We start from the raw sequence: 22,939 nt of genomic DNA, 5'->3' as shown, positions 1-22,939 counted from the left end.
CAGAACAAGAAATTCAAGTTGGAGTGTTGACTCCCGAAGTGCTTCTACCCCCAAAGCATCTGCCCGTAGCACCGTATTGGCCTGTAGTCTTCGTCTGTTCATGAATTCTTTTTGATCGCACGCGATCGCAGCACACAGGATGTCTTCAAAACCCACTTTGCACTCGGTGCTGAATCTGACTCAGAAACTACCACTGCGGGTCGTTTTGGTTGTATCCTTTGTGGTGCAAATTGCAGCAGCAGTCGGGCTAACAACAGCTCTCTCTTGGCGAAACGGGCAAAAGGCGATCGATGATTTAGCGACTCAGCTGAGCACCCGAGCGACCAACCGTATTCAAGAACATCTTCATACCTACCTTCTGCAACCCAATCTCCTTCAGCGTGACAGTCGCAGCAACTTGTTTCACGGGGATGTGCCATTGTCCAATCCAGATGTCGTAGCGCGGCACTTTTGGCATCAAATTCAGGTCTCGGAAGGAATTACAAGTATTTATCTGGGATATCCTGACGGCAGATTTTTAGGGGTTCAGAAACGAGATGATGGGAAAAAGGTACTCTGGGAAGTCACCGAAGAAACCGCACCAAAGCGGCTAACCTATCGCCTGAATGAGTCAGGTCAGCGGCGAGAGGAAATTGGTTCGCAAAATTATGACCCTCGGGAGCGTCCTTGGTATCGAGCCGTTGTCACCAATCGCCATACGAGCTGGAGTCCTATTTATGAATTCGCCTCCCAGGATTATTCTGTGTTGGGGATTACGCTAGCAGCCCCCATTCATGGCGATCGCGGCGAACTCAAGGGTGTGATTGCCCTGGACCTGACACTAGAGCAAATTAGCAGCTATTTGCGCAAGATAGACATCAGTGCCAGCGGCGAAGCGTTCATTATTGAGCGCACCGGAAACATTGTGGCCACCTCCACCGATGAACTCCCGTTTTTGACCTCCGGCACAGGCGAGCAAACACGATTGAATGCGACAGCCAGCACGGAACCCATCATTCGTGAGACAACCCAGCATCTGACCCAAAAATTTGGCAGCTTAGGGAACATTGATGATGCCGAACAGTTCACCTTCGAATCGGCTCAAGAACCACAGCTCGTTCAAGTCGTCCCTTTTCAAGATGGCAGAGGACTTGACTGGTTGGTCGTAACAATCATTCCCGAATCAGACTTTAAGGGACAGATTGCAGAAAACACCCGCAATACCCTGATACTCTGCCTCTTATCCCTTATCGTTGCCAGTGTGATTGCAGGCATCACAGCCCGGTGGGTAGCACAACCTATCTATCGCCTTAGTGAAGCATCGAAAAAGCTAGCCGTGGGAACTTGGGAGACTTCGCTGCCCAACGGTCGGTTTCAGGAATTGACCGAGCTATCTCAATCCTTCGAAAGTATGGCTCAGCAAATCAAGCAGTCGTTTGAGCAATTAGAAGACCACAACCGGGAGCTTAAGCGGATTGACAAGCTCAAAGACGAATTCCTGGCCAACACCTCTCACGAACTGAGAACGCCCCTCAACGGCATTATCGGTCTAGCAGAATCCCTAATTGATGGAGTCAGTGGTCCGCTGCCTCGCCAAACAAAGAGCAACCTTGCCATGATTGTCGCTAGCGGACGTCGCCTGTCTGCCTTAGTCGATGACATTTTGGACTTTTCTCAACTTCAACACGATCGAGTTGACATCAACCTCCGCCCCGTTGGCATTCGAGAAGCGGCTGAAGTTGTGATCACGCTTAGCCGTCCGCTGGCTCATCAGAAACAAGTTCAGCTCATCAACGCTGTCTCTCACAAACTGCCTCCTGCTCTGGCAGACGAAAATCGCCTACAGCAAATTCTCCACAACTTAGTCGGCAATGCGGTGAAGTTCACCGAGTATGGGATGGTGGGTATTTCTGCTCAGATCATCAAAAATCCAGATGCGTGTTCTTTGGCAGTCCGGTCTCGTGTGCCGTCAACCTGCAATGGAGCTTCATTATCTGAAGCATCTGAAGCTGCTAACACTCACCCGACTGAAATGAACGGCAATGGCCATGCTGAAGTCGCTAATACGCACACTGAAATAAACGGCAACGGCCACGCTGAAACGGCTGTTTTGGTGGAGAAGGACACCGTTCTGACTGCGATCGCTCCAGATGACTTTTCTTCCAATTCCAATTACTACTTAGCCATCACTGTTTCTGACACGGGAACGGGGATTCCCGAAGATAAGCTACATCGGATCTTTGAACCTTTTGTCCAAGCCGATGGCTCCACCAGCCGCATCTATGGCGGTATGGGAATTGGTTTGGCGGTTACCAAACGCTTAGTCGAGCTTCAAGGCGGCACGATGAAGGTGGTTTCATCAGTAGGGGTTGGCTCGCAGTTCACATTCACCCTCCCTGTTTCACCGGAAGCGGGTCGATTGATCAGCGATCGCCCCGAAGTTGAACAGGTCCTCTTAAAAGAATCCAATCTAGAGTCCCCTGTCGACTTTCGCTGGCCTATTCAAGCCGTTTCACCCTCCCAGCTAGGGTATGCAGAGATGCCCAATGGTGAAAACGGACACGATGGCACAATGCGTGTGATGGCTCAGCAACAGCATATGGTGCTAGTTGTTGACGATGAGCCCATCAACCGTCAAGTCATCATGAACCATCTATCGGTACAAAACTATCGGGTGGTGCAGGCTGCTGATGGTCCTGAAGCTCTGGCCCTCATCGAAGACGGTGTTCAACCTGACATCGTCCTATTAGATGTCATGATGCCCCGGATGACAGGCTTTGAAGTCTGTCGCAAGCTGCGAGAAACCTATCCTGCCCACAGTCTGCCCATTGTGATGCTGACAGCGAAGAACCAAGTCAGTAGCTTGGTAGAAGGACTTTCCGCCGGAGCCAACGATTATTTAACCAAACCCATTTCAAAAAGCGAGTTAGTAGCCCGCCTCAAGACCCATTTATATCTCGCCAAAATTAACCAGGCTTACGGTCGCTTTGTCCCTCGTGAGTTTTTGCAATTTTTGAACAAAGAAAGCATTGTTGAGGTTGAGCTAGGCGACCAAGTTCAGCAGCACATGTCCGTTCTGTTTGCCGACATCCGCGACTTTACCAGCTTGTCAGAACAGATGACACCGGAACAGAACTTCAAGTTTATCAATGCCTTTCTATCTCGCATGGAACCAGCAATTTCTGAAAATCACGGTTTCATTGATAAATACATTGGTGATGCCATCATGGCGCTATTCAGCCGTGGCGCTGATGATGCTTTGCAAGCTAGCGTCGCCATGCTTAAACGGCTGCATCAGTACAATCAGAAACGACGCGAATACGGTAAATCCATTATCGAAATTGGCATTGGCATTAACACAGGCTCTCTGATGTTGGGCACTGTAGGTGGATGCAACCGCATGGATAGCACCGTCATCAGCGATACCGTCAATGTAGCTTCTCGCATCGAGCGTATGACTCGCTTTTATGACGTCAACTTATTGATTTCTCATCACACCTTTCTTCAGCTCAGCAATCCCAACGACTACGCCATGCGAGTGATTGACCGTGTGCAAGCCAAAGGCAAAATTGCCTACATTAGCGTATATGAAGTGTTTGATCCCGACCCGCCAGAGCAGCGGGAAGGCAAGCTCAAAAGCCGTACCTTGTTTGAGCAAGCTTTGGCTATATACAACCAGCAGTGCTATGGCGATGCGCTTCAGAAATTTCAACACTGCTTAGAGATTTGTCCTTCTGACACGGTGGCGCAAAGCTATTTAGAGCGATGTCGAGAACGAGCCGAGCAGGGTTAAGCCAGCGGGTATCGAACAACGGAAGCAAGAGAGGCCTTCGAAGGGTTGTATCATTGCCTTAAATCCTGTTTGTAGACGCTAAAATCCCTTCTTCAATTCACAGACCATTATGCCAACGTTCCTGCCGATCGCTTTTTTCCGGAATAAATTTTGTCCCTTTGAAGAAGCGACTCTTTCCATTGCGACCCACGGTTTACACTATGGGACGGGGGCATTAGGTGGATTGAGAGGACTCCCCGATCCGGCAAACCCCAAACAGATTCTGTTGTTTCGATTGGAGCGACATTGCCAACGCTTAAGCAACAGTGCTCGCTATCTCCAATTTGATGTTCCCACCAGTCATATCAAATCAGTGCTGATTGACTTTGTGAAGCACAATCGCCCCACAGAACCGTTCTACATCCGTCCTCTCGTCTACACATCCGATTTGGGCATTGCGCCTCGCGTCCACGACATTGAGCATGACTTTGCAGTGTATGGTTTGCCGTTGGGCAACTATCTTTCTCCCGAGGGTATTACTTGTCGAATCAGTTCATGGCAGCGCCCCTCTGACCTGAATCTGCCTCTACGCGGAAAAATCACTGGAGGATATGTCAATTCAGCTCTGGCTAAAACGGAGGCGCTCAAATCAGGGTTTGATGAGGCCATTTTGCTCAATGCTCAAGGCAAGGTCAGCGAAGCCTCAGGCATGAATATTTTCCTCGTTCGTGGGGGGCAACTCATCACTCCCGGTGTTGATCAGGACGTGCTGGAAGGCATCACCCGCCATAGCGTCATCCAAATCGCTCAGAATAACGACATTCCGGTTATAGAACGCCCCGTAGATCGCTCTGAGTTATTGATTGCTGATGAAGTTTTCCTCTGTGGTACAGCAGCCCGTATTGCTCCGATTAAGCGCATTGAGAACTACGATTTGCCTGTTGATCGCCCGATCACAGATACATTGCAAAGTACGCTGACTGCGATCGTTGAAAATCGGGAACCTGCTTACCGAGAATGGGTTGATGTGATCCCATTGGATTAACTGATTCTTAAACGAAAGCGTGGAAGAGCGATAAAGCAGGGGAGCGGAGGAATGGAAAATCCAATCTCCAATTTAGAACACCCTATAGCGGCATGCATTTGAGTCAAGCACACCCCATTCCTGTTCCTAGTCCCTGCTCCCTTAAGCCACTGAGATGTACTCGACCAAGCTGCACAGGGCTATAACTCCTGATTTCCAACGCCTAGCCTCTGACTTCTCTCCAATACTAAAAACTATCGACCCAGCACAGTTGTGCCCTCGTAAAAATAGAGGCCGGCCACACTGCCTGTCATCAGAGTAGCCAAGGTGCCTGCCCAGAGCGCTTTCCAGCCAAGGGAGCTGATGTCTTTGCGGCGAGAAGGGACGAGTCCAGCTAGTCCGCCAACGAAGATACCTACCGATGGAACGTGAGCGAATCCACACAGAACGTAGCTGATGATGACCAGGGCACGATCGCTCAAAGCCCCTTCTGCCGATAACCCTGCCAAAGCAACATAGGGCGGAATTGCCGTTTTCAGGAGTCGCTGTCCAATCAACACAGAGGACGTCCACAGTTCATTCCAATCTAGAGAGACTCCCGTTAAAAAGGTCAGCGGTAAGAACAAAGCTCCCGTAATGTTATCAAGGGTGATAACGCTAAAAGCCTGACCGATGATTTGGAGCATTGCCATATCACTGTTCTGTAACGATGCCAGAGAACCGAAAATCAGATTCAACAACGCGACCAGTCCCAAAATGGCGATCAGCGATGCCGCAATTCCAACGGCTAGCTTGACCCCGTCTAAAGCGCCTAAAATCAATGCATCCATCGGACCCTGCTTTTCCTCTTCGGCATTGATCATCGCAGGAACTTTACCCAGGGTTTCAGGAATGTCCTTCTCCGGAACCAAAATCTTTGCCATGACAAACGCCGCCGGAATCGTCAGCACTGATGCGGACATCAAGTGGCCTGAAATTGCGGGAAAGATCCCCCTGAGAAATCCAGCATAAAGACCCAGAACTGTGGAGGCAATTGACCCAAAACAGGACGCCAAGATGGCGCATAGTTCACTTCGGGTCATATTGACCAAAAAAGGTTTGATGGCGATCGCCGACTCAATTCCAACAAATATATTGGCGGCTCCTGCTAATGATTCCGCCCCACTAATGTTCATAACTGAGCGGAAAAATCTTGCAAAGACTCGCACAATGGGTTGAATAACGCCCAAGTTATAAAGCAGGTTAAAAATCGCCGCAAAGAAGATGACCTGTGGGAGTGCTCGAAACGCGAAAATGTAGCCTAGACCCAGATTATCGACGCCTAAGCGATCGCCCGGCACAGGCGTAAAGGGAGGTGTTAATGCACGAGCAATCCAGCGACCTGCACCTTGAGGTCCAACGGAGGCTCCCAAGTCGGGTACCAGAATTGGTCCAAAGAGAAATTCTGCCCCTGCTTCTGAAGCGTCAATCAGTGCATTTAGCAATCCACTTAGCCAGACCACAATATCTCGCGTTAGCGGAAAACGAAAAATAAACAGCCCCAATGCAAGTTGAATACCAACGCCCCAAAACATGAGCTTCCATGGCACCTGCCTGCGGTCTTCTGAACCCAACCAAGCCACAAAGCATAGCCCTGCGATTCCCAGTAGCGAAAGTAAGTTGAGCATCGGACACCACCTTTCCCACAGTTACCGCCACGATTCTACAGGCGTTGAAGAATTCTGAAGCAGCCTCAATAGACTTTTTAAGGCTTGCTAGGCAATACCGTTCTCACTGAGTGCGTAATTTTGATCCCCAACTCATAATGGGATAGAACGATCGCTCTACAGCTTTATGAATCCCTTTTCTCCCGTGCCGCCCAGTTGGACGGAATCAGCAGTTCACGCGCACCAATTTGACTGTCCTCGTTGTGGGGCTGCGGTCAACAAGGCTAAGTCCGTTTGGATCAATCGGCGATCGCCCGTCTACACAGAGGCCCACCGTCGCAAATGGCAGGAGTTCTATCACTGCGGCGAGTGTGAAACAGCCTGGTGGGCCTGGAGCAGCGACCGCCCCCCGACGGAATGGAGCGGTGCAAAAGAAGACGAAAACCCCAATCCTTTTGGGATATGAATCTTCACCTACTCGTATCCTGATGACAGTTCTCGTTTTCGGTAGTTTGAATATGGACTTAGTTGTCCAGTCTCCCCGCCTCCCTGTGCCGGGGGAAACCCTTTTGGGCAATCAATTTAATACGATTCCTGGCGGTAAGGGCGCAAACCAAGCCGTTGCTGTCGCTCGTCAGCAAGTCCCTACGCAAATGATGGGTCGCGTGGGGGCAGATGATTTTGGTCAACGCCTACGCCATGCCCTGACCTTGGATGAGGTTGCAGTGGAGGGAATCCAGGTAGATCCCAATGCCCACACAGGAGTGGCGGCGATCGTGGTATCTGATCAGGGTGAAAACCACATCATTGTCGTACCAGGAGCCAACAGTCGAGTCGATAAGACTGACCTTTCAAAGCTCGAAGTCGCGCTGAAGCAAGCTGATCTGCTGCTGTTACAATTTGAAATTCCGATGGCCGCTGTTATACAAGCTGCCCAATTGGCTCATGCTGCTGGAGTTACTGTAATCGTCGATCCCGCTCCCGTTCAAGCATTTGATCCCAGTGAACTGTATCCCTACATCCACGTGCTAACGCCAAACCAAGTTGAAGCGGCTCAGCTGGTAGGATTCCCAGTTGATACATTGGAGCAGGCTAGTGAGGCGATCGCACAGCTCCATGACCAGGGTGCTGAGACCGTTTTAATCAAGATGGGTGAACAGGGGGTTTTATGTGGAACTCCCCAAGAGATATTTCACATCCCTGCCTTTCCAATCACCGTTGTCGATACGGTTGCAGCAGGAGATGCTTTCAACGGAGGGCTGGCAGCAGCATTGCAGTCAGGAAAATCCTTAACTGCAGCCGTCACGTGGGCAACAGCAACTGCGGCGCTGTCTGTTTCACACGCTGGAGCACAACCCTCTTTGCCGCAGCGATCGCACGTTGAGACCTTTCTCAAGCAGCAGCACGTGTTGTGACCTTACATTGGCCCAGCAACAGTTTCTATAATCAAGCGAGACATAGGTTGCCTAGTATGACCACATTATTCTCAGCGCAGGACGTCGGCAATTAGTTGCCACCGACGCTAATAGGTGTGCCCACAACTTCTGCACGAGTAAGGTCAATATCACTCAGCGTTGCGCCTTCAACGTTAACGAAGTAGAGTTTTGCCTGCGTTAAGTTCACGTCTGTCAAATCTGCGTCTCGGAAGCTAGCATTCGTCAAAAATGCATCCGTTAGATTTGCGCCGTTTAAATTGGCCCCCGCCAAGTCGGCACCTTCCAAATTGACTTCCATCAAATTAGCGCCTGACAGGTCAGCTTCTCGCAAATCAGCGCCAATTAAGTGCATCTGGCTTAAATCTGCACCTGACAAATCACAGGCATAACAAGCCCTTGTAGTCTCTAACTGCTCCACATGAGCCGGATTCGCAGCTCCAGCTTGGACAGATGCTGCCATCGGAACCAGCACTGATACAGTCAATGCAGCCATAAATTTCATATGTTCCTCCCGGTGTTATTTCAACAAGGCAAAGGAGTCGCTAATTCTTTTGCAAGAACTCATAAACTCTGAGTCCTCAAATTCAGCATCACCCGCTCTTGTTGGTTATCAAGTGCCCAACAAAAACGCTGTCAGTCAAACAAAGCAAATCTTAAACGGGCAAGGATGCAGGTCTAGAACCTATGAAAGCATCAGTCATGCGCGCTACTTTTCAGAAAAGTGTGAATGTTCTCCTGAACATATACTCATTCACCACAGTTCTATGGTGACACATTCTTCCTGATAGGAGGGGTAGAGAACCGTATCTGTTGCAAAAATCACACTTTTTGATTTTTTGTACAATTGGTAGATGATCTTTTTGCTTTCTTTATAAAAAAAGGTGGTCATCCACCGGTTTAATTAGTCAGTATTAAGAGGATCTACCGATGGGTGTTTCTTGCGATATATGTCGATTAATTGAGTATTCAATCGAAAGATAGAAATTGTTGTTGGATACTTCATTTCTTTTGGAAAAGATCGGTTCATCAATGATGTTTCCGAGATGTTCATTATCGACTTTCTTGATTTGAATTGTGTGTTAAGTTCAGCAACGCACAGTTATACGGCAAGCGAAAAGGGCCATTCTTAGCTTGCAGAAACCATATTTTTAGTGGGTTTTCTTACCATGCTCTGTAGTACATGTAGACGGCGGACGGACTGCCTTCCCGCAGCGCTAGCTGAGAAGGATACTGGCATGTATGCTCTCCTAGAACGCCTCAGTCAGTGCGATCGCTACAAACAAGAAAAATCTGCCTCTAAGCGTGAATTCAACGCGCCTCGTCTGAAAATGCTATTTGCTCGACTTTCAGCTTAAAGCGTGTCAGGTTTCACGAAACGAAATAAGAGGCCTTAGGCTTCAGAAAGCTAGTAAGTTACAAACTTGGCTTTCTGAAGCCTACTTTAGTGAGAAGCTGCCAAGCATCACATCATTCTTGGCCTTTTACTTTAGGTGCTCAATGAATGTCGTAGCCAAACAGGTTAGGATTCACGTCACCCAGATCGATATCATCTAAGCCGTACTCAGCCCAACGACGATTGACCAATTCAGCGGTTTCGGGATCGGGGATCAACTCATCACTCCAAGGACGATCCGTTTCGGGATAGACCTTGGTTGTGGCGTCAATGCCCATACGGCTACCTAGACCCGGTTTTTCGGTGGCAAAATCGAGGCGATCGAAGGGATTCTCAGGCAGGATGAAGACATCGCGGGCAGGATCAACCTTTGAGGTTACCGCCCACATCACTTGTCGGGGATCACGAATATTGATGGCTTTGTCCACCACAATGACGAACTTGGTGTAAGTGAATTGAGGTAGGGCTGTCCAAAAGGCAAAGGCAGCACGACGGGCCTGCCCTGGATAGCTCTTGTCAATAGAAACGACTGCGGCCTTATAGCTCAACCCTTCCATTGGCAGGAAAAAGTCCTGAATCTCAGGAACCTGCATTCGTAAAATGGGCGTGTAAATACGGTTCAGCGCTAGCGCCATCATGGCATCTTCCTTGGGTGGCCGTCCGCTGAAGGCCGTCATGTAGACGGGGTTTTTGCGATGCGTCATGCAGTGAAAACGCAGTAGAGGCGCGTTATCACGCTGCGGACCGTAATAGCCGATGTGATCACCTGCGGGACCGTCAATATCGGTCTCGCCAGGGGTAATGGTGCCTTCCAACACAATTTCCGATAGGGCAGGAACCTCCAAGTCAACGGTTTTGCACTTTGCGAGATTGACCCCATTGCCGCTGTAGAGTCCAGCAAAGAGCCATTCAGAAAGATCGATAGGCAGTGGGGTTGCGGCGGCGAGAATCAGCAGCGGGTCCACCCCGATCGCGACAGCCACTTCCAATTTCTCTCCTCGCTCAGCCGCTTTTCGCAGGTGCCGACTAGGACCCCGCACCGAGAGCCACTGCACTGTCGCTGTATTTTTTGACTGGAGTTGAAGGCGATAGACCCCTACGTTGGGAATTTTACTTTCGGGATCTTTCGTCACCATTAGCCCCAAGGTGATTACCTTGCCCGCATCGCCAGAGTAGACCCGCAGCAGTGGCAGTTTGTTCAGATCTACTGCATCGTCCTTGAGGACAACTTGATGACAAGGGGGGAATAGGTCGCGGTCAGGCTTTGCCTTAACAACATCGAATAGCGCCTTACCTAGTTCAACCGCTTGGGAAAACTTCTTAGGCGGTCGAGGTTGATAGAGCAACGCCAGCTTTTGACCGATCGCCTCCAGTTCTTCAGGCGACTCCATGCCAAAGGACCAGCACACCCGCTCCAAAGTGCCCAAAACGTTAATCGCCAAGGGCATACTTGCACCCTTAACGTTTTCGAATAGCAGTGCGGGACCGCCAGACAGCAGCAGCCGATTGGCAATTTCTGCAACCTCTAGATCGGGGTCAACAGCTGCTTTGATACGGCGTAGTTGACCGCGCTCGTCCAGAAGATTTAGAAACTTTTGCAGATCCTTCGCCATGATTTAAGAAAGGTAAAGCTGTTCTCACTTTCCATTCTGTACGAGAGCGGCTCCCTTTGGGGAACTATCGCACTCCTTGAGGTAGGATGCGATCGCTCGATAAGATTTTCTATTGTGAAAACCGACTCGCTGTTCTACTCCCTGTTTCAGTCCAACCCCTCAGTCTTCTTCGAACTCATTGGTCAGCCTACCAGTGAGGCTCAGGGATACCGTTTTGAATCGATAGAAGTGAAACAGACGGCCTTTCGACTGGACGGAGTATTCCTACCTCCTGCAAATCAGTCTGATGCGCCTGTCTATTTTGTAGAAATACAGTTTCAGCGCGATGCGATGCTTTATCGACGGCTGTTTTCGGAAGTGTTTTTATATCTCCGGCAGCGGCCAGCGGTCAAACAATGGCGAGCCGTTGTTGTATATCCCTCCGTAGCAATGGAAATCAGGGAAGCGGAGATGTTTGATGAGTTGCTCGACACCTCATACATGCGAGTAGTTTATCTCGATCAGCTAGGCGCAATTTCAGATTTATCTCTTGAGTTAGGTATTCTGCGGCTAATTGTGGAGCCAGAAGCTAGCGTACCTGTAGTCGCAAAGAGCCTCATTGACCGGGTGCAGCAGTCGAGAACGGCTGACGTAGATACAGTGCGACTTGTAGAATTAATTGAAACGATTGTTGTATATATCTTCCCCCGTCGTTCCCGCCAGGAGATTGCTGCCATGTTAGGACTTGTAGATTTGAAAGAAACTCGGGTCTATCAAGAAACTCGTGAAGAGGCCCTCAAAGAGGGGCGAGAAGAGGGGCGAGAAGAAGAAGCCAAAGCACTGGTTTCGCGTCTGCTGGTTCGTAAGGTTGGTAACCTTACGACTGATTTACAGGAGCAAGTGAATCAGTTGCCACTGGAAACCTTAGAAGTACTGGGAGAAGCATTGTTTGATTTTAATGACATCGCAGATCTCAGAACCTGGCTGGAGCAGCAAGCCTGATCAAGCGTTTGAACCTTTAACACCGTCTTTACTTAATTTCGGTAGTAAATCCGTATAGTAAAAGCCTGACCCAATGCAACGAACATCTATGTCTTCTCTCTCCCGTATGGTTCTTTTGGCCGGTGGGCTGTTAACGCTGACAAGCTGTTTCAATCGTCTCAACGCAACCGCTGTTGAGCAGGAAATTGAAGCTGAGATCGAGAGTCAAAGTCGACGGCTCTCTATTTCTGAAGTTCGTTGCCCCCGTAACATCTATCGACAGGCCGGTGCTTATTTTCGCTGTGTTGGCTATCTAAGACCTGAAGGGCAATTCACCATCAACGTGACGCAAAGAGACAGTCAGGGCAGCATAGAATGGGACGTGCCCAATTCTCAAGTTATTCTCAACGTCGCCAAGATTGAAGAAGACCTTGAGCAAGACTTTGCCAAAGCATTTTCTAGGCGAGCTTCCCTCAACTGCGGAGATATGTATCGGCTAAATCAGCCAGGTGAGGAGTTTGAGTGTGAGGTCGTTGGCGGAGTAACCGTCGAACAGGACGAGATTACAGCGCTTTTGGTCAAAGTTGACCCCGAAGGTAATCTGAACTGGTATGAGGTACGAGACGCGATCGCGCCCGTAGCTAATGCAGCAACCAGTGCGGCAACGGGCACGACTGGAAGCACATCAGGAGCATCAGGGCAGGCCACACCGACACCTGGGGCAGCAGCTTCTACCGGTAATCCTCAGGCGGCTAGTGGTGAAAGCACAGAAAAGAAAGCCGGTACTCGACAGGTTGAGCGCCCGCGAGTCCCCGGAGATGATGATTAGGAATGAATTTCAAGTTCTCAGTTTTGAGTTTTGAATGATTGAGTTATCGGCGAATCCAAAGCTCAAAGTTGATACTTAAAGAAGTTCCCGTTCCTTAGAGCACGGAACTACGCTCAGAGCACAAGCGTCATTCAGGGCAGTCACTTCTTAATCTTCCGTTAAACTCAAGGATGGCTGCTGTTAATCTTCGCTGCAAAGAGTTTCGCTATGCTGAGCGACAGGGCGATTTAGAAAAAAGCGGTTCTTCTATCCACTCAAGTCTGACATTGTTCTTTTGCCTAAATTAAGCGGCTCCCATGACAACTGTATTTGATTTTTTAGCGAAAGGCGGTCCGGTGATGGTTCCCATCCTAGGCTGTTCTGTCTTAACAATTGCTACCGGGTTTGAGCGAGCTTGGTTCTGGACACGTTTATTACAGCGAGAAACCGAAGTTGTTAATCAGGTTTTGGATGCAGCTCGTCGAGATTTGAATGAAGCAGCAGCGATCGCGGCTCAAGCCAGAGATACCGCTGTCGGTCGCTTTCTATTGGCTCCTCTGCGGCTTAAAAATCCCTCGCCCGAAACGTTTCGTTTGGCGCTAGAAAACGCGGGCGATAAAGAGTTTGCTCAGATGCGGCGTGGGGACAAGATTTTAGAGACGATTGTTGCGATCGCACCCCTATTGGGACTGCTAGGCACTGTCACGGGTCTCATTGCGACGTTTAACAACTTGAATATTGGCAGTGGCGGCAGTACCGATACGTCCCAAGCAGCAGCAGGTATTGGGGAAGCGCTAATCACAACTGCGGCTGGAATGGTCGTAGCAATCATGGCACTGCTGGTTTTTCGAGTAATGGTGACTTTTCAGGCCCAGCAGATGGACTACTTCTCGGAGGCAGGCAACGAGCTTGAGCTGATCTATCGCCAATATTGGTATGAACCAGCGGTAGCAGCCCTGGACGGTCAGAAAACAGATCCGCCTCGCCCCGAAGCATTTATTGCTGAACGATACTAAGGACTGGAACTATTTCAGGCATTGATCATGCGCTTTCGAGAGAGTAGAGACACGCCCCCACCTCAGGTTGATCTGGTCCCCATGCTGACTGTCATGATGGGGGTCTTAGCCTTCTTCGTCGTGGTCACCATGACGTTGGGCAACGAGGAAATGATTGATATGAAGCTGCCTGCGGCCCAACCGGAAGAAGAACAACCTCCCCAACCCGTTACGACCCAACCTTTCATCGTCGAGATGGACGCTAATGGGGGGTTTAGGCTCAACAATACACCGACCGACAAAGAATCGTTGAAAGCCCAGATGGAATCTCACTTGACTAGGAATGACGATCACGTGGTTTACCTCTTGCCTGATCGCGAATTGCCCTATGAACAAGTTATGCAGTTTTTAGGGGAAATGCGTGAGATTGGAGGTGATCGCGTGTCACTGGCGATCGAAGAATGAACAGACCGCTCACTTACCCTTTCCTAGTCACCCACTCAACTATGCGTTCTCGCCGTAATCCTGCTTCCAAGGTGCCTGAAGTCAACCTCGTCCCCATGATGGACGTGTTGATGACGGTGCTGACGTTCTTCGTCATCATCTCAATGACCTTAACGGGACGACAGCTAATTGGTATTGATATTCCCGATGATGTCCAGGGCACGGACGAAGAAACTGCGGAGCAGGCTATCGAAGAAGAGACGCTAATTATTGGATTAAATAGTGACAGCGAAATTTTGTTTGAGGATCAAACAATTAGCTTTCAGCAGCTTACTCAGCGTATCCGGACTTACTTTTCAGAAAATCCAGAGGGTAAGTTAGTTCTTAAAGCCGATAAAGACTTGCCCTACAACGAAGTAGCGGCCTTTTTAACCGATTTACGGGATATTGGTGGTAACCAAGTTTCTTTGGCCGTCGAGTAAGGCCTTATTAAAAAGTCAGCTTTCTCTGACTTTTAAGCAGGCTACGCATAGAATTATCACCGTTATTTAACCTGACATTAAATCCATCAATAAACTTTGAAGAATAAAGTCATTAACTCAATCATAGGCAACCCCTGAATGACGGAATTCAGAAGAGAAGGTTCCGACGAGCAAAATTAAGCCAAATTTAACCAATTCAAAAACTTCTCTTGGGCTTTGTTGCAGTCGCTTTTAATCTTGAACCGATACCTTACTCGGTGGCTTTGAGTTTTTGATAGCTCTACGGAGTGTGCTGTATGTTTGCTAATGGAATTAAAGTTGCCGGTGCTTTTGCAATCGCGGCAACAGTTGGTCTGGGAACTTCCGCTTCTGCTCAGGTATCCGGGGACATTGCGATCGATGGTTCTAGTACTGTCTTCCCCATCAGTGAAGCGATGGCTGAGGAATTCATGGCAGAGAACCCCGACGCTCGCGTAACCGTCGGCGTTTCTGGTACTGGCGGCGGCTTTCGTAAGTTCTGCGCAGGCGAAACTGACATCTCCAATGCTTCTCGCCCTGTGAAGCAAGAAGAACTGGATGCTTGTGCTGAAAACGGCATCGAGCCAATCGAACTACTCGTTGGTACTGATGCTTTAACCGTCGTTGTTGATCAAGATAACGACTGGTTGACTGCTATTACCTCTGACGAGCTCAACAAGATCTGGGCTCCTGAGGCAGAAGGCACAGTGACTCGCTGGAATCAGGTGAACGCTGACTGGCCTAACCAGCCTATCCGTCTGTTTGGTCCTGGTACTGACTCGGGTACCTTTGACTTCTTTACAGATGAAATCAACGGTGAAGAGGGTGCTAGCCGCGCTGATTACACTGCTAGTGAAGATGACAATATCTTGGTATTGGGTGTCTCTCGCGACCCTAATGCTCTGGGATACTTTGGTCTAGCGTATTTCCTAGAGAACGATGATGAGCTACGTGCACTACCCGTCGATGGTGTAGAGCCAACTCCTGAAAATGCTAAGAGCGGTGACTACTCTCTGGCTCGTCCTCTATACATCTACGTTAACCCTGCATCTCTAGATGAGCCTCAGGTTCGTGCATTTGTTGAGTATTACCTAGAGACGGCTCGTGATACAGACATCATCACTGAAGTGGGTTATGTTCCACTTGAGGAAAATGCTTACGATGATGATCTTGAGATCATTGGTGCAATGTAGCCTTGGATAGCCACAAGCTTTTGACAGCTAGTTGAAAGCGTACCCCAGGGCAATAGCTTGCTCTGGGGTTTCTATTGATCCAGTTGTCTGCTTAGGTTTCAAAATGGGGCCGTTGTCCATTCCGTGAGAACAAGGCAGCGAGTCATTTGGCGATACGCAAGCACTCAAATGCTGCCGATAGTTGTACCTGTCAGGCAGAAACATATCTTAGGATGAGGTTAGGCACGATCGCCGGAAAATTTCAGGCTAACAACAGTCTCCTTTGAGCCAAAATTGCTTAGGGATCCTAGCTGCGACAGGCATCTATCTTCAAACGTCTTACGCTATTTTGTCCTCCAATATCCGACTTTGGTAGTGACCCATTGAAAAGGGAATGTCTGAATTAGAGACCTTAGAATCCGCAGACCCATCGAATATTCCTGCATCTGCATCCAAGCAGAAGTTGACCTGGCGCTGGCAGTGGCTAATTGCGCCACTTATGGGCATTTCTATCGTTCTCCACATTGCTTTGCTCTTTGTCCCGCTTCCCTCCAGAGAAGTGGCGGAGGAAGAGACGGCTGAGGACGAGATTGAAGAAGTTGACGATGAGGAGCCGATTGATATCCTCAGTCTCTCAGACATTGAAATTCCTGAACCACCTGCCGAGCCACCACCAGAGCAGCCTCAGCCTCAGCAGCAAGCCCCTCCGCCTGATGCCGTCCCCCCTCCACCTGACCCCACCCAGGTAGAGGAACTGCCACCTGAGGAGCAATTTATCGAAGAAGACTTTCCCGAAGAGAATGGTTTTCCTGAAGAAGAGGCTCCAGTTGGATTTGATCTGGCTAGACAGCAAACTCTGCTGGGGCAAACAGGTGCCATCAATCGCGAGTTTGACCAGACTGACTATTTTCCCTTGTATGCCTGGAATCCCACAGGAGACAATTCGCCAACTTATCTAGGCGGTTGGGCACCTGAAACACTAAGCTGCTTTTTCTCATCTATTGAAGAGAGCTCATTCGTCTTAGACCCCAGAGCTGATCGATTGAAATACTTAGTGCGTAACTATGGTTTAGTAGTCAGTGAAGACTTGCCTCAAACCTTTGCTGGACAGACGGTGGTTCCAACGGCTGAGTACTGCGGAATGCCCCTTTATGAAGTCCAGGAAGGAGGAGCAACGACGGGAATCTATGTTTCGACCATAGGCATAGGCCCTGGCAGCCCACCAGGGGCAATTCTCCTGATTTTTTGGACGTCGGACCCCCGTGTGTAAACGCTGATAGGTCCGCTAGCTAGAAAAAGCTTCTCCGCTGTGTGAAACTTGAAAGTCGGTTAACTGCTCACGAGCGACTGGATTTGACTCAAAATTGCGATCGCAAACTGCCATGAATCTGCCCCCTAAACCAACTAAGAAAAAACCGCTTTGGTATTTTTTATTGCCTCCGATGCTTTTAGCATCCCTAGGGCTGCATGGATTGGTCCTGTTTACTCCGGTGGCGCCTTCTGAAGATGATCTTGTGCCGCCGCCTGATCCAGAAGATACAGGTATTGCCATAACTAAGGTTGATCCCCCTCGGCCTCGTCCGAGGGCTGCGGCACCTGCTAATACAGGCACAGTTAAAACCAACCCAACCACTACTCCCGCCACTCAAGCCCGAGCCAATGCGGCAGCAGGGACCAGTGGTGGCGCGTCCCGTTCTGGAGGAAATCGTAGTGGCACTCGTAGCAGTAGGACAGGTAATCGCACCGGTGCATCCAGTTCAGACAATCGTTCCTCCCGCTCTCAAGGTAGAGTGCCTCAGGTCTCTCCCGCTGCTGACACTGTCCAGAATCCTAATACCGATCCGCCAAACGTTACTGCGCCGCCGCTACAGGCGCTTGCTGATTCCCCGGAGAAGGCATTTGAGGAGTATGTAGCCGTTTTTGGTGCCTACAATGGCGTCAAGATTGCTGAGGCTGAAGCGACAGATCTGAGGGAGTCCTGGATAGAGAGTTTTAGCGATCGCGGTGCCGCCTTCACCGATCTAGAAATCCAGCCACTCAATGATTTTGACGACCTGCCCTACGAAGCCAATATTTGTCTGCCCGGTGACCCTACAGCAGCGGAGATTCTGGTCTTAGTGGATGCAGACGGCACAGTTGATGAATACAAGCAGTTTGTGCAGAGGACCGGCTATCGCAACTTTGACCGGGAAGCCCTAAAGCTGCTTGATAGCTATGACTTTCCTGATTCGGATGCACCCCAAGCCTATCTCGCAGAAATTGCAGTGGACTACGATGCTGAAGATTGTGAATGGCCACCTTCGATTGAAAAGATTCCAGACGAATACTTTGCTGTTCTCGATGACTACGTTGGTCCTGACCTGACTACACCAGCTGAGGCTAAAACCGCTCGCGAAAATTGGTTAAAAGCCCTCAGCGAAATTGAAGATATTGAGCTTCCCGCAGCCGAGACAGCTCCGGAGGCAACAGAAGGAGAGGACGCTTCGCAGGCTAGTAGCGTGGCTGTAGAGATACTGGACGATCTTGAAGAGAAAGTTCCCTACCCGTTGGGCATTTGCCTGCCGATCGCCCCTAAAGATGCCGAATGGGGTGTTGTAGTGGGTCCAGACGGGGTCCTAGTCGGTGATCCTCAGCCCTTGCGCTCAACGGGCTATCAGGATTTTGACGATCGCTCCCTAGAGCTGGTCCAAAACGTTGACTTCCCTGAAGCTGAAACACCACAAGTTTATGTTGTTGAAGTGGAAGTGGACTACAACGCGGTCAACTGCCAGACTTTGGACTCCGACGAGTTTGAAACACCGACAACGACCGCCGCTAACGGCAGACGTCCAGAACAAAGCACTGAAGATGCTCCAGCAGAGGAAAACGAAACAGCCGCCACTGAAGAAGAACAAGACGTAACAGATCAATCGACCCGGACTCCCGAAGTAGCCGCAGCGACCAGTCCGGCCACGCCCCAAAACCGCAACTCGGCCAGGACTTCCAATACTTCAAGGACCAGGGTTAGTGATACTGACTCTGGCGACTCTGACGATGCCGTGCCTGTGTCTGAGCTAGTTGCGTTCAATCCTGAGAAGCAGGCGGAACTGATTGAAGCTGGCAGAATCAATGTGCTCAACAACTCCGTGGGCAGTCTGAATGCGCTACCCGAAATTGCTGCTGATGCGATCGCAGATGGCTGGCCAACTGGCATCGACCAAAGCTGCTTTCTAGCTGATCTAACCCCCGAAACCGGTCCTGTCCCTGTGAGTGCGGCCAAGGATGCCCTAGTGATGACTGAAAGCTTCGACTTCGTTCCGTCAACGCTTTCACGTCTCTATCAGACTGAAATTGCAGATGCCGGCGAATACTGCGGTGCACCTCTCTTGAGAATGGCTGTAGAGGGAACCCCACAACTTTTCTCATCCATTGTAGGATTTGGGGCAGGCAACTCAAACGCACTAGTGGTGATTTGGCCGGAAGATCCTCGGGAGCTTGAGTAGTCCAGATGAAGGCAGAGAAATATTGGCACAGTAAGGGCTTCAGCGTTTCCAAACGACTCCCTTGCTGGCAGTAGCGATCGCTCTAATTCACTAAGTAAGGAACGGGAACTTATTTAAGTATCAACTTTGAGCTTTGGATTCGCTGATAAATCAATCATTCAAAACTCAAAACTGAGAACTTAAAATTCATTCATTCCTAAGATAGAGCACCCACTGATCGACGACCTGAGGCGAACCATACCAAGCAATCCCCGGCTTCGGAGAATGGTATACCCCTTCCAGAGTAATATTCTTGGCATCGGGAAGATGGGCTGCTGTGATCGGGGTGATGCCATCGCCCCAGCAGGCCCCCTCACCAACCGTGAGCTTGTAGCTGTTGTATGTAAACCAAGTGCGCCAGCGCCGACCAAAAACGGCCTTCCCTGCAATACAGATGTAGTTGACCGTATCGTGGTGAACACCCGGATAGGTTTGATTAACAAAATCTAAGTTGCGACGAGTCCAGCGTTCTTGACTAACGTGGGGGGTGCCCAACGTCAGCAGCGTTTCCACCTGCTTATACCCCGACCAAGTATTTTGCCGAGTTTGATCCGCTTTGTGGACTGCGTAGGGAACATCACCCAAATAGATGCGGGCAATCCACCCGCCTGCTGAATGGCCCACCAGATTGACGCGATCGCACCCCGTTGTGGATGTTGCTTCGTTGACGGTTTGAGCGATCGCCGCCAAAATAGGCTGCACTGATCGCCCTCCAATGGTCGGCAACCAGCTTGCCTGCGTCAACGGCACCGTCTTTGTCCAGATCCCCCGCTGATTTAGGTCCGCCGCCAAAGAACGATAGGGCGCTGCCCCAGCAAGATATCCCGGAATAATCACCGTCGGCAAAGGCATAAAGTACGCTCACGGACTACATGATTATTATCCCGTATGAGTCATGTCCTTAAACCGTTTCGGGTTTCTTGAACTGGGTGTCGGCATTTTCGAGGAACTGGGCTTTGTGATAGTCCCAGAGTTTGCCTTTCTGCGCTAGCAAGCCTTGATAGGTGCCTTGCTCGACGATGCGGCCTTTTTCAAGGACAACGATTTTGTCGGCATGGGTAATGGTGGAGAGGCGATGGGCGATCGCAATCACGGTTCGGTTGGTGGAGAGCTGCTCTAGGGATTTTTGAATCAGCTGCTCTGAGACGGAATCGAGGGCGCTGGTGGCTTCGTCTAGAATCAGGATTTCGGGGTCACGCAGGAGGGCACGGGAGATCGCGATGCGCTGGCGCTGTCCCCCCGAAAGTTTGACGCCGCGATCGCCCAACACGGTATTGAATCCTTCCGGTAAGTTCTGAATAAAGTCAATGGCATTGGCCAGTTCAGCTGCGCGATAAACGTCGGTGTCGTTGACGTCTTCTAAGCCATAGGTAATGTTATTGATCACCGACGTATTAAAGATGAAGGTTTCCTGACTGACGATGGCAATCTTATTCCGTAGAGAAGTGATTTCAAAGGCTCTTAAATCAACGTCATCGACCAGAATTTGCCCTGCTTGCGGGTCATAAAAACGACAAAGCAACGATGCTAACGTAGATTTTCCAGAACCAGAAGCGCCCACCAAAGCAGTTGTTTTGCCTTTTTCAATCACCAAATTGATATCCTGAAGAATACGACTGTTGGTATCGTAGGCAAAGCTGACAGAACAGAACTGAAAAGCATTCTTCAAGCCTGAAAAGGCGATGCGACCATTTGCAAAGTAAGGCTTATTGTGGGTCGATACCAGGTTCCTGACATTGTGCAGCGATCCTTGTTGATAGCTAACTTGCCCAGATAAATAGTGCATATATCGGAGCGTTTTAACGACACTATCGAGGATGTAGACAAACATCAGCAGTTGGGCAACGGAGACCTCGAAAGACAGGTAGCCTATTGCAATGATAAATAGAATAATAGTGGAACCGAACCCAAAGGAAAGAGGACCCTGTAAAGCAACTCGGGATAGAGCTTCAACCTCAGCATCAGCAATTTGTTGACTCGCGCGATTGAAGCGTAATTTCTCGATTTGCTGAGTTGCAAAGGCATGAACAGTAAGAATACCAGACAGAAATTCAATCCCTCTCGCGGTCATCTCGCTATTGGCAATTGTAATTTTTTGACTAGATTGACGAATATATCTTCTCAGTTTTGAAATAACAATTGAAAGAATACTGAGTAAAGCAATCGCAGTTAGAGACAACTTCCAAGAAATCCAAATAATGATTAATCCATAAATAGTGACTCGTACACTGTTGACGAGCAAAAAGGAAATTGAGCCAAATAAGTTTTTTAACTTGGTGATATCGTTCGTCAGGAGACTCACTAAGTTACCTGAACGAACGTCAGAAAAATAGTCGAGTCTGAACGCACACAGTTGCTCAAAGACACGCCGTCGCAGTCGATCTAGCAGCGTAATTTCGACGGTTCCAGTGAGCATGGCTTGCAGAAAATCAACGCCGGCACGTAACCAAGTCACCAACAGGGTAATACCGGCAATTCTAATTAACTGCTGATTTTGGGGTAGATCAACTCCCAAAACATGAGTATCAATCCAATGAATACCGGTCTGAGTACCTTCAGGTTCAAGGGAGGTCAGGCTTTGCAAAAAAGTCAATAGCAGACCGATGCCAAGGCCATCTAAGATCGATACTAAGACTGAACAAATAAGCGCTAGAGCAGCTAATAATTTAAGATGGCCTAATTCATGCAAAACGAAGTCATAATTCTGAAACCTAGCTCTAATGATTTTTAATACCGAGCGGTAGATTGTCATAAGTCGCAGTGTTGGCATAGCTCAGGATTTTTGAGTAAATCCAAGGTTTAATTTAGAGTTTGATTGATTATATTGGCTAGGTTTTGCACATATGGTTCACGTAGCAGGGAACCATGCAGCCCTTTGACGACTTGAATTTCATAGATGCATTCGTCAATGGCGTTGATGCCCGCAGTGATAATGGCGCAATCAGCCGGCTGTAGACCTGAAGTTGGGGTGCCCAGGAGAAGGCATGGACGTTCGGGGGCGGTGGTTCTAGTTCAGCCGAATCTAATCGACTCCCTAAACCAACAACAAGTTCCCGCTGAGGTTGATGGGCGATCGCTGCAATTACGTCTTTAGGTGCTGCTTATTGCTCTTCGCTAGACTGCGACCGCCATGATAGATCACCGCATGATTTCAAGTAAAATCATATTCTTAAGTTGTGTGAATTATGTATTGAAATTGAAATATAAGTTCTTTATCGCAACAAAAGTAAAAGAAGATTGAGTCCGTTCTCAGTAGAACATTAAACGGAACAGAAAGAACCTGATGTGACCATTAAAATTGATGCGATAGCACTACCTAAAGATTGAGATCTCGCCGTAAAAGCAGCCAAAATGTCCGTATTCGACATTTAAAATGAGCAGCCGCAGCAATAATACAGTATGGCAACACACCATTCATTTCTTAAGAGAATCAGATAGTGTTATCGCTTTTCCAAAAAATCAGTGGTTTTATTTAAGAAGATTTTAGGGTTGGATGCTTAAATACGGTAAAGCTGAAAAAAAAAGAATTTTCTTGCTCTATTAGAAGCTTCACCTATCAAAATGGGGGCAAGTCATAGATTGTAGATATGTAGCACTAGTCATTCTGTTCGAGGTAATGAGTATCTTTAAATACTTAGTACATTAACAAGATGACTTGCAGGCTTGTTCTAGTTGG

At 49.1% G+C, this 22,939-nt stretch carries 17 protein-coding genes; 12 read left to right on the top strand and 5 right to left on the bottom strand.

What is annotated here, in order from left to right; translation table 11 throughout:
- Positions 1–139: 139 nt before the first annotated feature.
- Both PN498_RS09435 and PN498_RS09430 read left to right on the top strand, forming a co-directional pair.
- Positions 140–3,772: a response regulator gene (locus PN498_RS09435; protein WP_272062473.1), complete on the top strand. Its 3,633-nt coding sequence runs from the start codon at positions 140–142 to the stop codon at positions 3,770–3,772.
- A gap of 109 nt (positions 3,773–3,881) precedes the next feature.
- Positions 3,882–4,796 (top strand): branched-chain amino acid transaminase, encoded by a 915-nt coding sequence (locus PN498_RS09430; RefSeq protein WP_272062472.1) that lies wholly within the window; start codon positions 3,882–3,884, stop codon positions 4,794–4,796.
- A gap of 233 nt (positions 4,797–5,029) precedes the next feature.
- On the opposite strand, the gene PN498_RS09425 is transcribed toward PN498_RS09430, so the two are convergent.
- A complete protein-coding gene (locus PN498_RS09425) occupies positions 5,030–6,442 on the bottom strand; it encodes a NupC/NupG family nucleoside CNT transporter (RefSeq protein ID WP_272062471.1) in 1,413 nt (470 codons plus the stop codon).
- A 166-nt stretch (positions 6,443–6,608) separates the two neighbouring features.
- On the opposite strand from PN498_RS09425, the gene PN498_RS09420 reads away from it, so the two are divergent.
- Entirely contained in the window at positions 6,609–6,887 is a 279-nt protein-coding gene (locus tag PN498_RS09420; RefSeq protein WP_272062470.1) for a hypothetical protein, read from the top strand.
- Between the two features lie 22 nt (positions 6,888–6,909).
- Positions 6,910–7,836 carry a ribokinase gene (rbsK, locus tag PN498_RS09415; protein WP_272062469.1) on the top strand — a complete coding sequence of 309 codons (927 nt, stop codon included), beginning with the start codon at positions 6,910–6,912 and terminating at the stop codon, positions 7,834–7,836.
- Between the two features lie 91 nt (positions 7,837–7,927).
- Here the strand turns inward: rbsK and PN498_RS09410 are convergent, their stop codons facing one another.
- Together PN498_RS09410 and PN498_RS09405 are read right to left on the bottom strand one after the other, a co-directional pair.
- Positions 7,928–8,350: a pentapeptide repeat-containing protein gene (locus tag PN498_RS09410; RefSeq protein WP_334312236.1), complete on the bottom strand. Its 423-nt coding sequence runs from the start codon at positions 8,348–8,350 to the stop codon at positions 7,928–7,930.
- A gap of 1,001 nt (positions 8,351–9,351) precedes the next feature.
- On the bottom strand, positions 9,352–10,863 hold the full coding sequence (locus tag PN498_RS09405) for a UbiD family decarboxylase (protein ID WP_272062467.1): 1,512 nt from the start codon (positions 10,861–10,863) through the stop codon (positions 9,352–9,354).
- 114 nt (positions 10,864–10,977) lie between these two features.
- On the opposite strand from PN498_RS09405, the gene PN498_RS09400 reads away from it, so the two are divergent.
- The 8 genes from PN498_RS09400 (at position 10,978) to PN498_RS09365 (ending at position 19,224) form a co-directional block, all read left to right on the top strand.
- Positions 10,978–11,844 (top strand): Rpn family recombination-promoting nuclease/putative transposase, encoded by an 867-nt coding sequence (locus PN498_RS09400; protein ID WP_272062466.1) that lies wholly within the window; start codon positions 10,978–10,980, stop codon positions 11,842–11,844.
- A 73-nt stretch (positions 11,845–11,917) separates the two neighbouring features.
- On the top strand, positions 11,918–12,652 hold the full coding sequence (locus tag PN498_RS09395; protein WP_272062465.1) for a DUF4333 domain-containing protein: 735 nt from the start codon (positions 11,918–11,920) through the stop codon (positions 12,650–12,652).
- Between the two features lie 296 nt (positions 12,653–12,948).
- Positions 12,949–13,647, top strand: coding sequence for a MotA/TolQ/ExbB proton channel family protein (locus tag PN498_RS09390; protein WP_272062464.1), 699 nt, complete (start codon positions 12,949–12,951; stop codon positions 13,645–13,647).
- Between the two features lie 27 nt (positions 13,648–13,674).
- On the top strand, positions 13,675–14,091 hold the full coding sequence (locus PN498_RS09385) for an ExbD/TolR family protein (protein WP_272062463.1): 417 nt from the start codon (positions 13,675–13,677) through the stop codon (positions 14,089–14,091).
- Between the two features lie 41 nt (positions 14,092–14,132).
- Entirely contained in the window at positions 14,133–14,552 is a 420-nt protein-coding gene (locus PN498_RS09380) for an ExbD/TolR family protein (protein WP_272062462.1), read from the top strand.
- 296 nt (positions 14,553–14,848) lie between these two features.
- On the top strand, positions 14,849–15,763 hold the full coding sequence (locus PN498_RS09375; protein ID WP_272062461.1) for a PstS family phosphate ABC transporter substrate-binding protein: 915 nt from the start codon (positions 14,849–14,851) through the stop codon (positions 15,761–15,763).
- Between the two features lie 373 nt (positions 15,764–16,136).
- Positions 16,137–17,012, top strand: coding sequence for a hypothetical protein (locus PN498_RS09370; RefSeq protein WP_272062460.1), 876 nt, complete (start codon positions 16,137–16,139; stop codon positions 17,010–17,012).
- Positions 17,013–17,184: 172 nt separating this feature from the next.
- Entirely contained in the window at positions 17,185–19,224 is a 2,040-nt protein-coding gene (locus PN498_RS09365; protein ID WP_272062459.1) for a hypothetical protein, read from the top strand.
- A 186-nt stretch (positions 19,225–19,410) separates the two neighbouring features.
- Here the strand turns inward: PN498_RS09365 and PN498_RS09360 are convergent, their stop codons facing one another.
- Together PN498_RS09360 and hepA are read right to left on the bottom strand one after the other, a co-directional pair.
- Positions 19,411–20,115, bottom strand: coding sequence for an esterase/lipase family protein (locus PN498_RS09360; RefSeq protein ID WP_272062458.1), 705 nt, complete (start codon positions 20,113–20,115; stop codon positions 19,411–19,413).
- A gap of 49 nt (positions 20,116–20,164) precedes the next feature.
- Positions 20,165–22,015: a heterocyst formation ABC transporter subunit HepA gene (gene hepA / locus PN498_RS09355; RefSeq protein WP_272062457.1), complete on the bottom strand. Its 1,851-nt coding sequence runs from the start codon at positions 22,013–22,015 to the stop codon at positions 20,165–20,167.
- Positions 22,016–22,939 lie beyond the last annotated feature (924 nt).

This window comes from Oscillatoria sp. CS-180 (assembly GCF_028330965.1).
Classification (GTDB): domain Bacteria; phylum Cyanobacteriota; class Cyanobacteriia; order Phormidesmidales; family Phormidesmidaceae; genus Halomicronema.
The sequence above is the reverse complement of the archived record's forward strand: the minus strand, read 5'-3'. Positions and strand labels throughout refer to the sequence as shown.